Origin of the sequence: Sphingobacterium sp. UBA7249 (assembly GCF_002472835.1) — a bacterium.
GTDB lineage: Bacteria > Bacteroidota > Bacteroidia > Sphingobacteriales > Sphingobacteriaceae > Sphingobacterium > Sphingobacterium prati.
The window spans coordinates 132,383-146,879 of record NZ_DKST01000030.1; the positions used below are offsets into that span (position 1 = coordinate 132,383).

The 14,497-nt window shown below is 39.0% G+C and carries 16 protein-coding genes; 8 read left to right on the forward strand and 8 right to left on the reverse strand.

What is annotated here, in order from left to right:
* Positions 1–9: 9 nt before the first annotated feature.
* On the forward strand, positions 10–897 hold the full coding sequence (locus tag B4A24_RS22070) for a bifunctional 5,10-methylenetetrahydrofolate dehydrogenase/5,10-methenyltetrahydrofolate cyclohydrolase (RefSeq protein ID WP_293947114.1): 888 nt from the start codon (positions 10–12) through the stop codon (positions 895–897).
* 283 nt (positions 898–1,180) lie between these two features.
* Positions 1,181–1,669 (forward strand): hypothetical protein, encoded by a 489-nt coding sequence (locus tag B4A24_RS22075; RefSeq protein ID WP_293947115.1) that lies wholly within the window; start codon positions 1,181–1,183, stop codon positions 1,667–1,669.
* A 257-nt stretch (positions 1,670–1,926) separates the two neighbouring features.
* Here B4A24_RS22075 and B4A24_RS22080 read toward each other — a convergent pair whose 3' ends face one another.
* Positions 1,927–2,799: a serine hydrolase gene (locus B4A24_RS22080; RefSeq protein WP_293947116.1), complete on the reverse strand. Its 873-nt coding sequence runs from the start codon at positions 2,797–2,799 to the stop codon at positions 1,927–1,929.
* 153 nt (positions 2,800–2,952) lie between these two features.
* On the opposite strand from B4A24_RS22080, the gene B4A24_RS22085 reads away from it, so the two are divergent.
* A complete protein-coding gene (locus B4A24_RS22085; RefSeq protein ID WP_293947117.1) occupies positions 2,953–3,495 on the forward strand; it encodes a DUF1543 domain-containing protein in 543 nt (180 codons plus the stop codon).
* 113 nt (positions 3,496–3,608) lie between these two features.
* Here B4A24_RS22085 and B4A24_RS22090 read toward each other — a convergent pair whose 3' ends face one another.
* The 6 genes from B4A24_RS22090 to B4A24_RS22115 form a co-directional block, all read right to left on the reverse strand.
* On the reverse strand, positions 3,609–5,093 hold the full coding sequence (locus B4A24_RS22090; RefSeq protein WP_172396684.1) for an amino acid permease: 1,485 nt from the start codon (positions 5,091–5,093) through the stop codon (positions 3,609–3,611).
* Positions 5,094–5,237: 144 nt separating this feature from the next.
* Positions 5,238–5,885, reverse strand: coding sequence for an NAD(P)-dependent oxidoreductase (locus B4A24_RS22095; RefSeq protein ID WP_293947119.1), 648 nt, complete (start codon positions 5,883–5,885; stop codon positions 5,238–5,240).
* Between the two features lie 6 nt (positions 5,886–5,891).
* Positions 5,892–6,305, reverse strand: a complete 414-nt coding sequence (locus tag B4A24_RS22100; protein WP_293947120.1) for an Rrf2 family transcriptional regulator — start codon at positions 6,303–6,305, stop codon at positions 5,892–5,894.
* A 114-nt stretch (positions 6,306–6,419) separates the two neighbouring features.
* Positions 6,420–7,106 carry a hypothetical protein gene (locus B4A24_RS22105; RefSeq protein ID WP_172396687.1) on the reverse strand — a complete coding sequence of 229 codons (687 nt, stop codon included), beginning with the start codon at positions 7,104–7,106 and terminating at the stop codon, positions 6,420–6,422.
* Positions 7,107–7,253: 147 nt separating this feature from the next.
* Positions 7,254–9,200 carry a M1 family metallopeptidase gene (locus tag B4A24_RS22110; protein WP_293947122.1) on the reverse strand — a complete coding sequence of 649 codons (1,947 nt, stop codon included), beginning with the start codon at positions 9,198–9,200 and terminating at the stop codon, positions 7,254–7,256.
* Between the two features lie 93 nt (positions 9,201–9,293).
* Positions 9,294–9,704, reverse strand: a complete 411-nt coding sequence (locus B4A24_RS22115) for an ArsC family reductase (RefSeq protein WP_312399457.1) — start codon at positions 9,702–9,704, stop codon at positions 9,294–9,296.
* Positions 9,705–9,934: 230 nt separating this feature from the next.
* Between B4A24_RS22115 and fbaA the strand changes: the two genes are divergently transcribed.
* From fbaA to B4A24_RS22130, 3 genes are all read left to right on the forward strand, one after another.
* Positions 9,935–11,014, forward strand: coding sequence for a class II fructose-bisphosphate aldolase (fbaA, locus tag B4A24_RS22120; RefSeq protein WP_288809843.1), 1,080 nt, complete (start codon positions 9,935–9,937; stop codon positions 11,012–11,014).
* A 217-nt stretch (positions 11,015–11,231) separates the two neighbouring features.
* Positions 11,232–11,906 carry a GIN domain-containing protein gene (locus B4A24_RS22125; RefSeq protein ID WP_293947123.1) on the forward strand — a complete coding sequence of 225 codons (675 nt, stop codon included), beginning with the start codon at positions 11,232–11,234 and terminating at the stop codon, positions 11,904–11,906.
* A gap of 233 nt (positions 11,907–12,139) precedes the next feature.
* Positions 12,140–12,808, forward strand: a complete 669-nt coding sequence (locus tag B4A24_RS22130; protein WP_246251046.1) for a sterol desaturase family protein — start codon at positions 12,140–12,142, stop codon at positions 12,806–12,808.
* 356 nt (positions 12,809–13,164) lie between these two features.
* Here the strand turns inward: B4A24_RS22130 and B4A24_RS22135 are convergent, their stop codons facing one another.
* Positions 13,165–13,689, reverse strand: a complete 525-nt coding sequence (locus B4A24_RS22135; protein ID WP_172396690.1) for a hypothetical protein — start codon at positions 13,687–13,689, stop codon at positions 13,165–13,167.
* 267 nt (positions 13,690–13,956) lie between these two features.
* On the opposite strand from B4A24_RS22135, the gene B4A24_RS22140 reads away from it, so the two are divergent.
* Together B4A24_RS22140 and B4A24_RS22145 are read left to right on the forward strand one after the other, a co-directional pair.
* Complete coding sequence (locus B4A24_RS22140) at positions 13,957–14,157, forward strand: hypothetical protein (protein ID WP_172396691.1); 201 nt, start codon at positions 13,957–13,959, stop codon at positions 14,155–14,157.
* 6 nt (positions 14,158–14,163) lie between these two features.
* Entirely contained in the window at positions 14,164–14,460 is a 297-nt protein-coding gene (locus tag B4A24_RS22145; protein ID WP_172396692.1) for a hypothetical protein, read from the forward strand.
* Positions 14,461–14,497 lie beyond the last annotated feature (37 nt).

Below are 14,497 nucleotides of genomic sequence, written 5' to 3' on the forward strand. Positions count from 1 at the left end.
CTCCTAAACATGAATCTATTAGATGGTAAACTAGTTTCCGAAAAAATTAAAGAGCAGATTGCTCTGGATGCGGCTGAATTTACAACTCAAACGGGTCGGAAACCGCATTTAGTAGCTATCCTAGTTGGTAACGACGGTGGTAGCGAGACTTATGTGGCCAGCAAAATGCGTAATTGTCAATTGGTCGGCTTTGAATCGACAAACATTCGTTATGATGAGACAATCACTGAAGAGGAATTGATCGCCAAGGTCAAAGAAATCAATAAAGATGATTCTATCGACGGTCTGATCGTTCAATTACCGTTACCAAAACATATTGATCCAGACAAGATTACTGAAGCAATTGATTACCGTAAGGATGTGGATGGATTTCATCCGGTCAACTTGGGTCGGATGCAGCGTAATCTTCCTTGTTTTATTCCAGCGACACCTTATGGTATTATGTTGATGCTGGATTACTATAAGATCGAGACAGCAGGCAAACATGCCGTAGTCGTAGGCCGAAGCAATATTGTTGGTTCGCCAATGAGTATTTTACTAGCACGTAATGCTAACCCAGGGAACTGCACCGTGACCTTAACGCATAGCCGTACAAAAGATCTGAAAACGGAGGTACTGCGTGGAGATATCGTGGTGGCAGCTATCGGTAGAAAGAATTTTGTTACTGCTGATATGGTGAAAGAGGGGGCTGTGGTAATTGACGTGGGTATCAACAGAGAGACATCCACTGAAACAAAGTCAGGATTTAAATTATACGGCGATGTGGACTTTGAGCATGTGGCACCTAAAGCGTCCTGGATCACTCCAGTACCGGGTGGTGTGGGCCTGATGACCATTGTAGGATTATTGAAAAATACATTGGAGGCTGCAAAGGGAACAATTTATCCGAAGCACTAAGTTTGTCTATTTGGCATAGAAGTTGTAAATTAAAGACTAATTAATCATATAATTACAAACTTACATGAGAATATCATGTGGTTGATGGGAGTCCAAAATGGATAAATATAACCTCATGATATCTTCTTGCCATTAAAAAACAAATATTCTAATGAAATTATCATGATTTATTCAAGCGAGTGTAATGCATTCATAAATTGAAAGAAAGACAGTTTGTGAGTAAATAATTACACAGGGTAATGAATAAACCTGATGGCTTTATCAAAAAAAAAAAATTAAACGGATGAAAAAAATTGCACTTTTAGCGGTAGTAGCAGGAGCATTGGTAATGTCTTCTTGCAACAATTCAGAGAAAAAAGCGTCAGATTCGACTGATACTGCACAAACAGTAGGCGATCATGTAGATGCAGCGATTGCAGATTTAAAGAACGCCGAAGAAAGCGCGCGTTTGAAAGCTGAGGAAGCAAAAAAAGCTTTAGATGAAGCAATTGCCAAAGGTGATAAAGCTGCTGAAGAGAAAGCGCGTGCTGCTTCTGAGGAGGCTAATACCGCTTGGGAAAAAACTAAAACTGCTTTGCGTGACGCTGGTCAGGATGTGAAAGAAGGATTGAAAGACGCAAAAGATGCTACGGTAGACGCTGCAAATACAGCTGCCGATAAGACTAAAGATGTAGCGAAAGATGTAGCGGACGGCACTAAAAAAGTGGCTGAGGATGTTGCTTCGGGTACAAAAGAGGCAGCTAAAGATGTGAAAGATGCTTTTAAAAAGTAGATGACAGCATTAGCTGCAAAACAAATAATCTTAGTGAATAGTTGAAAAACGAATTCGCTTATAATACCATTAAGAGAAAGAAATAGGGAACATAAAGTTCCCTATTTCTTTATACCCACTGCTGCTTACATAATAAATTGGCTGATCCGATTTTTTTGCAGTTTGGTTAAAAGCCCGTTTAGCGGATGCAACGAAAAGCCATACCGTTTGCAAGATTACAACGAATGTCTACGGATTCACTGTATATCTTTTGTATTTTACTTATTGTAGTAATCCCATAGTAGTTTGGAAAGTTTGCGTGTCAACACTTCTGCTCCATTGGTTTTACCCCAACTCTGGTCCTGATTGTTTTTGGTGAATATACTGAATACATAATCGCCTTTGGGTGCATTGACCAACATTACTTCACTACGTACATCATCCAAGGATCCTGTTTTGGATGCGGCCTTTACGGTCGCTGGAATTTGAGAGAGCCCTCTTTCATCATAGAACATATTGCCTAGAAAGCGATACATACGATCGGAGGATTTTTCCGAAATTACCTTGCCCTGACGGATCAAGGTAAGGAGATCGGCTATCTCTTTTGGGGTGGTTTGTCCCCAGCCATAATTTTCCCAGTCCCCTTTTCTGCCTTCTGTCTGTGAGTTGACACGGGTATGTGCTAGTTGGAGGTCGGTCATTAATTTATTGATGGCTATTCCGCCACCAGCAAGTTTTTGGTTCCAGATGCTAGTGACATTGTCACTATAGGAGAGCATTAGGGCAATCAACGTTTTGAGGTCAACTTTACTGCTATCTTTAAAAAATTGCATCAAGCCTGATCCTCCATATTTCTGAGTTTCACGATAGATAAATTCTTGATCCAATTGCAGTTCTCCTTTTTCAATTTTATCAAATACACCAATCAAAATTGGGATCTTGACGATACTAGCTGTAGGAAAGATAGTGTCGGCTCCGATGTTCACTTCCTTGTGTTTCTTGAGATCGTGTACATAAATGCCTACGTCTCCCTGAAAACCAAGAATAAGCTTCTTAATTTGTTTTTCAAGTTTTTTATCAGTGCTTCGTTTTTGCCCGAAAGAGCATAATGATAGAAATAGTAACGTAAATGATAGGAAAATTTTACTCATAGTCAGGACTTTATGTGTATTAAATGTGGTGAATAATCGTTATTTTTATTGTTCAGTGGGCTTAAGTTATGAAATATCCACGATTGGAAGCAAAAACAGGAATGAAAATAACCTGGATATTTGATATTCCCATACAAAGTCAGATTATTGCATATGAAATTATTTATGATTTTGATCGGTTGCAAACCGAAAAATAGACGTACAGAACAGCATGATATTTTTTTCGGAATCGGAAATGAACTTAAGGATTTTATAGACCCAATCAAAGATTTTTGGCCTGATGCCGATGGTAAAATCCATATTGATGCTTATCGGATTGTCAATAAGATCGGAGAGTATGAAATTACGGTCATTGAAAAAAATGATTCGACAATTTCAGATACGGAATTGAAGTTGTTTTTTGTCAATCTGGGGGGATATAAGCCAAATGAGTTTGATGAATTTCATTATAAAGAACTCATAGTCGCACCTAATTTGGCAAAGGCCACTGAGAAGGCTAAGCGAACCGTTTTCTGGAAGCATCATAGCAGTGCTCATATTGATGATAAGTATGGTTTGGATGTTGACGATATTTATGAAATTGAAGATCTCTTGCTTGTTGCAGATAAGGAAAAATATCATATTCAGATTGTACCGAGAGCCGGATTGAAGGAAGATGTCATTGCAAATGGGTATTTTAAACTGAGCGCTTTATAAGATGGTGCAAAGGTTATAGTCAGATAGATTGTTAAGTTATAAAAATAGGGGACTTCTTTTTTAGAAGCCCCCTATTTTTATATGAAGTTGCAGTATTTTAGCAGCTGTGAGTATTATTGAATATGTTGTTGATCCCTGTGCTGTTTACGGATAACACTATGCTTTTTGCCATAGACGAAGTAAATCAATAGACCTATGGCCAGCCAGACTGCTAGACGCTCCCAGCTTTCAATAGGCAAAGAGGCCATCATTAATACACAGACTATAATCCCCATGATCGGAACAAATGGAACCAAAGGTGTTTTGAATGGACGTTCTAAATTAGGATCAGATTTACGTAGGACCAATATCCCTACGCAGACCAATGTGAAGGCAAATAAGGTGCCGATACTCACCATGTGACCTAGGTCGGAAACTGGGACGAATCCAGCGAAGATACTTACAAATACCATGAATATAGCATTTGTTTTCCAAGGAGTCTGTCTTTTTGAAAGATCAGAAAATACTTTAGGAAGTAAACCATCCTTACTCATCGAATAAAATACCCGGCTTTGTCCAAGTAGCATGACGAGAATAACAGAGGTATAACCTGCAATAATCGTAATAATCAAAGCTGTATTGAGAAAATGATATCCTGTCTTCGCAAACGCTGTAGCGACTGGCTTGGCATCCCCCTTAAACATGGTGTAATTTTCAATGCCTGTCATTACGTATGAGAATAATACATAAAGAAGGGTGCAAATAATTAACGAGCCGATGATACCAATTGGCATGCCCTTTTTCGGATTTTTTGCTTCCTGGGCAGCCGTACTAACCGCATCAAAGCCAATGAAAGCAAAAAATACAACCCCTGCTGCGCGCAAAACACCACTAATCCCAAAATGACCAAAGTCATCGCTCTTTAGAAAGGTCCATAAGCTTTGTTGACCATTTTTGACCATCTCCTCGCCCGCGTTTGTTGGGATAAATGGATTGTGATTAGCTGGGTTGATGAAGCTCCATCCTAATGCGATAAAAATTAAAACAACACCTACTTTTAAAATAACTAATACATTATTTACGGTCGATGACTCCTGCGTGCCCCGCATCAAAAGCAAAGAAAGTAAGCACACGATAATAATCGCAGGCAAATTAACCATGCCGCCTTCCCATGGACCCTTCAGCAACATGTCGGGCAAATGGATATGGAATATCATGAGGAGCTGATTGAAATATTGAGACCAACTGACAGCAACAGTAGCTCCTGCCAAAGCATACTCCAATACAAGATCCCAACCAATGATCCAAGCTACGAATTCACCCATGGTGGCATAAGAATACGTGTAGGCACTTCCAGCGACAGGAATCATGGATGCAAATTCAGCATAACAAAGACCTGCGAAAGCACAACCAACGGCGGCGATAATGAAAGATAAGATAACAGCTGGGCCAGCATTCTCGGCAGCGGCAATTCCGGTTAAGGAAAATAGTCCCGCTCCAATGATGGCTCCAACGCCTAAGGCAATCAGTCCTGTACTGGACAGTGTTCTCTTTAGCGTATGTTCACCATTTTCATTTGCCTCAGCGATCAGTTGAGGAATCGATTTTTTAAATAGCATAGGATTAATTCTTTACGATTATTTAGCTTTTTAATTGTTTAATTAATGTCAAATATAAATGATATCAACGACAAAAGGGAAGATTGCGCTTCCCTTTTGTGATAAAATTTCATATTAAATATAAATCAAACGATTGTATAGCTATTAGTACGCGGCTGTAAAACGTTTGTTGATAAACTGTTTATTCGCAATCTCGTCAACTATCGCAACAGCAAGATCCTCAACAGATAATCTTGAGCGACCTTCTTGATCAAAAATAGGCGTATCCAATCCAGTTCGGTATTTTCCAGTTCGTGTACCGGCTGCCTGTGGGTTCATCTCTATCGCAGGACTGATCATTGTCCATTCAAGTTGATCTTCCTTGCGGATGGTATCCAGGTAATCGGCTGCCGCTAAGGCACCAGGTTTAATTTCTTGCGGAAATTCAGGTGAATCGACTAGACGATTGCCCTCAATTAATAAACTTCCAGCTCCACCTACAACAATAAAACGTTTCACATCGGCATCTTTAACAGCCTGTTGGATGGCTAAAGCACCCTTAGTAAAGTCTTCGTAAAGGTTAGGGTTGGTCCAACCCGCATTAAACGCCGAAATAACTACATCTGCACCTACTAAAGCGTTAACCAATTGTCCATGGTTGTTGATGTCAACAGCTACTTTTTTTATGTTGTCATTCGATGGAATGCTTTCTATATGGCGAGCGAGTGCTACGACTTCGTAGTTTCGGTCAACCAATTCTTTGACAAGATGTGCTCCTACAAATCCTGTGGATCCAATTACTGCTACTTTCATGTGTTTTTAATTAAATGTTCTGCTAAAATCAGCCAGCGCCATTTTTTCCAAACGTTGTACAATATCAGTGTCGACTTCCTGATAAAGAACCTGTAATTTGGCATTGATGTTTTTACCGACAATACAAGCTGGATTGGGGTTGTTGAATTTACCCGATAACTCATTTTGTTTGGTACTATGATAAATGTCTGCAAGGGTAATGTGCTCTTTTTTATTATTTATGCGAATCCCACCGCCTTTGCCCTCTTTACTGATTAATAAGGATGCTGCTTTTAGGGAGGCAATTTCCTTGCGTACGACAACAGCATTTACCTGAATGCTTGAAGCAATGTATTCAGAGGAAAGCCATTGTTCGGGCTCCTCCAATTGTGCTAAGACCATAATATGTAAAGCTGTTGCAAACCTCAAGTTGTGTAACATCCCGTTGCTGATTTAATTTTGATAACACAAAGTAATGGAAAAGGTTTTAAACTGAAACAAAAAATATTACAGTTTAAAACCTTCTGACAATTATATGATAAAAATCTTTGTTTTTTATTTTTTCTCGTTAAATTTTTTGTAACTATCCATTACGTAGACCCGTAATGTTTCTTGGCTGCTGTTTTGGATAAACTTATAGGAAGGTCTGAACCTTTCTTTAAACAGGGCTAATTCGGAACCGTCAAGTGGTGTCAACTCTTTGATGAGATTATCGGTAAACTTACGGTCAATGGCTCTCTTTTCCAGTTCAGCTACGAGAAGTTTGTAGTTTGAGCGGGCCTGTTTTCCTTCCTTGCTGAATATACGGCTTGGAGAGATCCGGATCCCACCACGGTTTTGGCTAGCGTCCGAATACTTTCCAGCTATTTTCTCCCGTTGAATTTCAGCAGCAAGTCTACTGTCGGTCATTCGTTCAACGATTACTTGATTCAATTCAATAGGGTTATTTATTCTGTTTAAATAGATTCTCCGCAAGCTCGTATCATAGATAAAAACAGTATCTTGTTCGTATCCCGTTGCCTTGATCAAGAGCAGGTCGTTAATACTGGCATCGATCGTAAACGATCCATCCTTGTCGGTATGGACTTCTGTTTTGCTTCGTAAATTCTGGATCTGCGCAGCTCCTATCTTCTCTCCGCTGACAAGCTCCATAATAATGCCTTTGGTTTTTTCCTGCGCAAATAGTTGTCCACTGAACAACGTTATCAATAAGCAGCTTAGAATCGTTTGTATGACTTTCATGGGGATATAATATATATACATAAATGAGCTCGTTGCATTTCGGCTAGCATAATGAAACCATTTTAAACATTTTTTGATATATTCGTAATGGCTTCATATGGTCCAATTTTCTTATCAAAAATAACGAATAGATTTTGAATTATAACCCTAATTTGCCTTCCAGGTATTATTGTCCGGATTCTTGTCTGGCATTACGTCATCAGGATCTAACTGGACAGACAGCAGGGCTTCGTTCGTAGAGATCTTAAACTGCCATACATTATTTCTTTCCCAGACTTCCACAGGTAGTTTTTTTCTTATTTTTTTGCCCGATACGGTAGTAGCCTCAACAATAATAGGCATTGGTAATTTTTCGAGATTCTCTACGGTAACCAACGCGCCCAGCAGGGGTTGATTGTTGACATAGGAAACGGATTTAATGGCTTGATCCATTTGCCAGTTGTTAACAAACCAACCACGCCAGAACCAATTGAGGCTTTCCCCGGTTCCGTTTTCGATCGCTTTAAAGAAATCTTCGGGTGTTGGATGTTTATAGGCCCATTCCTGAATATATTTTTTAAAGGCATAATCAAAGCGTTCTTTGCCAATGATTTCGTTGCGCAACAGTTTAAGTCCATAGGCTGGTTTATAATAAACAAGGGCGCCAATGTTGCGCTCTTTCATATTTTGAGGCGTACTCATAATTGGCTCGAGATTTTGTGAGGTAAAGATATATGGACGACTAGCCTGCTGGCGATAATACTCGCCATTATTGAATTCTTGCGTTGCCAGTTCATTGATAAAAGTATTAAATCCCTCATCCATCCAACCATGCTCACGTTCGTTAGATGCGACAATCATTGGAAACCAGTTGTGGCCAAACTCATGGTTGGTAACACCCCAAAGAGAAGCTGCTTTCGCTTGGTTCCCACAGAATGACAAGGCTGGATATTCCATTCCACCTACGTTAGAAGCAACGTTTACGGCTACTGGATAAGGATATTCAAACCAATTTTTGGAATAGATCTCGATGGCAGCTTTCGTGTACTCCGTGGAGCGCTCCCACGCATTGTTGCTATTGCTTTCCACGGGATAGGCTGATAGGGCCAGAGATTTTTTGCCGCTTGGTAGATTTATTTTTGCACCATCCAATATAAAGGCCGTAGAAGAGGCCCAGGCAATGTCCTGTGCATTGCTGAGCTGATATTTCCAAGTTAAAGTCTTTTTGTTTGGCCTTGAACTTTTCGCTGTCACTTCTTCGGCTGAGCGAATCAATACCGTTTGATCACTACGTAGCGCAAGCTGATATCTTTTGAACTGATCTGCTGTAAATACTTCCTGTGGATTTAGAAGTTCGCCGCCAAGTACAACGATGTGGTTGGCAGGAGCGGTGATCTCGACCTGATAATTCCCGAATTCACGATAAAATTCTCCAGGTCCTGTATACGGCAATGTATTCCAGCCCCTAATATCATCATAGACACAAAGTCTGGGGAACCATTGTGCGATGGCATATATTTTTCCATTCTTGGTGTCAAGTATACCGGTACGATCGGCACCATATTGGGGAACAGTGTATTGATAGGTAATCTTAAATGTAATTTTCCCGCCCTTACTTTTCAATGCAGCTGGGAGCCGTAATTGCATGCGGGTATCGTTTATAATATGTTCTATGGCTTTTCCATTGACATCAGTGACTGACTGTATCTCATAACCGCCATCAAATTTTGAGTTTCCGTCTCCATATCGGCTATTGGTCAATGGGGAAATCAACTGGCCACGTCCATGCTGAGAAAACATATTTTGATCCAATTGCAGCCAAAGGTAGTCCATGTTGTCAGGACTATTATTACTATAGGTGATCTCTACCGAGCCAGTCACCTGATCGTTTTGATCGTTTAATGATGCCTGAATTTTATAGTCTGCAGCGTTTTGCCAATATCCGGGACCAGGTTTTCCGGCCGCAGAGCGGTAATCATTTCCATTATTCTTGAAAAATAACGGTGCAAAGGCTTCAGTGTAACTATAGTTGGATGTTTTTTCCTGGGAAAAGGACGGAAAAGCATAGCTCAATGCAATCAGGCTCAAAGAAGCCAATGCAAATCTTTTCATCATATCTGTTCGAATTAAATTACGTTTATTAAACACAATATACAATGAAAAGTAGATAAGGCAAAAAAAAGCTCCTTAAAAAGGAGCTTGTAACAACTATTTTAAGGAGCTTTTATAGTCTTCTTCATTAAATCCGAGTAGGACACCTTTGCCATATTCAATTACAGGGCGCTTGATCATGCTGGTGTGCTCTTTTAGTACTTTATTGGCGCTGTTTGCGTCGATCACCTGGGCTTGTTCTTCTGCTGTCAATTTTTTCCAGGTTGTACCTTTTTTGTTGACCAGGGACTGCCAGTCCACTTGGCTTTCCCATTCTGCAAGTTTTTCATCACTGACACCCTCTTTTTTGAAGTCATGAAATTGAAAGTCAATCTCATTGTCTTCTAACCATGTTAGCGCTTTTTTTACTGTGTTGCAGTTTTTGATACCGTATACCTGTAGCATAATGATTCCAATATTAGTGAGCTCAAATTTAATCAATCCCAGGTGTATTAGCGGGATATCCAAGTGTATTTTTTTAATGGAACAGGAGGTCGGTTAGAACATGTGAAAATATGGAACGGTTAAATTGAAGGCTATCGAACTGGTCTAACTCTTATCCGGATTCTAAAGATTAATGTGATAAACAATCTGATAGTGTATTAAGTACACTCTAAAAATTAGGAAGTGATAATTATTTTTAATAATTTAGTAGCTTCAAGAGTTAATAAAGATTAAAATAAATCAATAACAGTAATATGAGCCTAAAAGATTTTAAAGGTGTATTGACAGGAGATCAAGTACAAGAGTTGTTTGAAGTTGCAAAGAAACATAAATTTGCTTTGCCAGCGGTAAACATTATCGGAACAAATTCTATCAATGCGGTAATGGAAACTGCAAAAGCAGTAAACTCTCCTGTAATCATTCAATTGTCAAATGGTGGTGCACAATTCTATGCTGGTAAAACATTAAATAATGATAACTTGCAAGCTTGTGTATTAGGTGCGGTATCTGCAGCGCAACACGTACATTTGTTGGCAGAACACTATGGTGTGGCAGTAATCTTGCACACGGATCACGCGGCTAAAAAACTTTTACCTTGGATAGACGGTTTGTTGGATGCTGGTGAGAAATTCTTCGCACAACATGGTAAGCCGTTATTCTCTTCCCATATGTTGGATCTATCTGAGGAACCAATCGAGGAAAATATCGAAATTTCTGCAAAATACTTAGCACGTATGAAACCACTAGGTATGACTGTAGAGATTGAATTGGGCGTTACAGGTGGAGAGGAAGACGGTGTTGACAATTCAGATGTTGATAGCTCTAAATTATACACACAACCAGAAGAAGTTGCTTATGCTTACGAAGAATTGTCTAAGGTATCTGACAAATTTACAGTTGCAGCAGCATTTGGTAACGTACACGGCGTTTACAAACCTGGTAATGTGAAATTACAACCCGTAATCTTACATAATTCACAAGAATATATCCGCGAAAAATACAAGCTTGCTGCTGAGAAACCAGTAAACTTTGTATTCCACGGTGGATCTGGTTCTTCGCCTGAGGAGATTGCAGAAGCGATTTCTTATGGTGCGATCAAAATGAATATAGACACTGATATGCAATGGGCATTTTGGGATGGCGTGAGAGCTTACGAAGCTAAAAACCACGATTATTTGCAAGGACAAATCGGAAATCCTGAAGGTGCTGATTCTCCAAACAAAAAATATTACGATCCGCGAGTATGGTTACGTAAAGGGGAAGAAACATTTGTTGCTCGTCTGAAAGAAGCTTTTGCTGATTTGAATGCGGTTGACGTAAATAGCAAATTGTAAGCTGAACAAAATAGAGATAGCGAGGTGTCCTAATTTTTAGGACACCTTTTTTTTGTCAAAATAGGTTAAAAAGTAAGATTATGGTGATGATTGGCGTGTTTTTTGACGTCAGAAATGCAGATAAGTCGATATGCGTATGCTATCCCGCTAGAATAAAGTATGTGAAAATACTGCTGGAAAGCGGCATATCAAATAATTAAAAATTGGAAAATACACTATGAAATTTTTAGGAATTAGCGCGGTTTTTTTATTAATGGTTCAACTGGTATCTGGACAGGCAAAACAAAATGTGGGAGATTTTAGTTCAGTTGTCGCTACAGATAAAATACAAGTTGAATTGATCAAGGCAAATGAATCGTTGGTGACTTTTGAAGGACAGAATTACGAGAATGTGAAGGTGGTCAATACAAATGGTGCTTTAGCTTTAAAAATGAATACCCTAAATATGTTGCAGGGCGGTAATATTTCTGTGAAAGTATATTATAAAAGTCTGAAAAACGTAGAGGCTAAAAAGGGCGCAAAGGTATTTGCAACGTCAAACAATACAGTTGTAGCTGACCACCTCAAAGTCTATGCATCCGAAGGAGGCTTGGTTGATCTGTACGCAGACGCAAAAAGTACGGATGTCAAAGTAACCTCTGGCGCAACGATAGCACTTTATGGTAAAGCCGACAAACAGGTTATAATCTCTAATTTTGGTGGTAAATATGAGGGCAAAGATTTTAAAACAAAAACAACTACCGTTACTGTAAATGGTGGTGGAAAAGCGGAAGTACATGCTGTAGATGCAATTGAAACAAAGACACGGGGTGGCGGTACGATAGATGTCTACGGCAAGCCAGAACAACGGGTCGAAAAGAAAATGGCAGGGGGGACAGTTAACTTTAAATAGGAAACTGTCTTGATTTTGTCAATTTTGACGCTGTGAGTTTTTGATCAACTGCTGCGAAAATTTAAGAAAATTAGAGTTAAAAGATCAAATAAAAGGTTTTAGACTAGAAAGGGCGTTAATAGACGTTTAACCTTTTTGTTGAAAAGGTCAAATATTTTGTTTTTCTAGTCTGGAACCTTCTTCATTTGCGCTTAAAATACTTATTTTTGTGGGGGAATAATAAATATTGTATTATGGCAAAGCGTAATTATGTTTCAAATTCTACGGAATCTACGCGCATGTTTAAAAATGACTTTTTAGAGTCATTGACGAAAGTGCACTGGAGCGTACCTTTGATTTTCTATGTACCCGTAGTTGTTTTTTTTTCGTATAAAGCTCTAGTCTGGGGAGATGTTGACCTATTAACATATATTGGATATTTTGTTTTTGGATTGGCATTCTGGACTGCATTTGAATATGCATTACATCGTTGGGTATTTCATTTTCACCCAACATCAGAATGGGGGAAAAGGATCGCTTTTATCTTTCACGGTGTACACCATGACTACCCAAGGGATAGGATGCGTTTGGTCATGCCCCTTTCAGCGAGTATTCCATTGGCGGCCCTAGTGTATTTTGGATTTACATTGTTCTTTTCAAATGAGTTTATTTTGGCTTGCTTTTTCGCTGGATTTATGGTGGGTTACCTGATTTATGATGAATGTCACTACGCGATGCACCACGCAAATTTTAAGAGTGGTATCTTCAAACGTATTAAACAACATCATATGCTGCACCATTATTCGGATCCTGAAAAAGGATTTGGTGTGAGTTCGTCTTTATGGGATGAAATCTTACGCTCGGGGTTTGAGGAAAAAGAATCCAAAAAAGAGACGTCGACATTAAAAGAAGAAAAAGCATAACGCTTTTTAACTGCATTATAATAAAAAGCCTTTGGAGATATCCAAAGGCTTTTTTGCTGGTAATATTTTTCTGTTTGATGGATGAATATTATGAAAATGTAAATAACTCTTCTTCTACCATGCCAATGGGCAATATATTGAAATGAAAAAGTATATACGAAAGACGCTCTAGATATGCATTGAAAAGAATGAGAGAACGATTTTTTATCTTTATTGAACTAGTTGATACGTGATGTAAATGCGCGCAAAAAAAGTATTCTGGAAAAAGCGAAGTATTGCCTTGGGCTAAAGAATAAAAAAAATCCTGCAAGCGATAATACCTGCAGGATTTTTTGTTTCTGGATATATTGTTTTTTTTATTTCAATACAAATTTGAATCCCAATGAGAAACGGGATGGTTCAAAGTCAGAGCCATGAGATAAATTCCACCATGGTTTCCAGTCAAAATGCATGGCCAATGGAGCTGAAGGAATACGGAACTCCAAGCCTAATGCCGGACGGATAGCAAAAAAAGTTTCGGTATCACCATCTTTCCAGTGATAGTCATCGTCCCAGTCATCATGCCATTTGCCATAATCTACAAACGATACTTGCGGACCAACACCTACGTACCAAGACAAACCACGTGTTCCTGGAATCCGCTGGTTGTAAGAATAATCTACCCCAACTACGGTGATGTTATCACCAAATAATACCTGTGCATTTCCGGCGTCATTGCCACCAAAGTTGTGTTTGATCTGCGGACCAAACAGTGATTGACCGTCCCCTAAGTCAATTCCCAAGCCGATGGCTGTGCGGTAAGGAGTTTGCGCATTTGCTTTCTGGTTAATGGCAAATACGAATGTAAAAAGTGTCAGAATAGGTAGAAGTACTTTTTTCATGATATTTTTAAAAAATGTTAGCGTTAAGTTTTCGAACTGAAAACTTTTGCTGTTTGAACAAATATCTTGCCAAATAGGTGTTTCTTGCCGATCGAGGATGTTTTTTTTATTAACTAATTTATTTTAAGTGTATTAATTTTGTTTTATTTGACGGTGTGATACATCTAAGCTCAAATTGACAAAACGTTATCTGTTGCAGTATTGTTTATTTTATAAATACATGATGAATCAACTAATTTGTAATATAACGTGCTAAAATTTCTCACCATGGAGCATATTCAAATCAATAGAAAAAAAATAGAACAATGGCTCGCAGAGGGCTATGACGTGTTACAGGAAGGCAAGCTCTTAAAAATCGAAGGGGACCTACCGGAATTTTTGGCTCAATTTGATGATGAAGCCGAGCCAAAAACCTATTTGCTAAAAGAATTGGTGACTTGGCCAGAAGAAGAACTTAAAAAATTGTAAGGAAATATGGAACAAATGAAGATAGCAGCGGAAAAAATAGTGCCAATAGATTTTGAGGCAGAGGAACTACCTCGAGAAATTCGAGAATTACGCCCTGTTGTATTCAGAGAAGAAACTTCTTATTGGTGCTTATTGGGCCCAGACCCGCACCGGGGTGTTTTTGGAAATGGTGAGTCGCCAGCGGAGGCATTGGAAGATTGGTTAATAAATCTTCGAAAACGGTTGAAACAATCAGATGAAAATGACGAATTAGTAAATTATATTAAGGATAGCCTAGATGCCTCTAACCGTGATGTCTGGTGATCAGACGGCAATTTAAGATTTCAATTTAGCTAAAGTA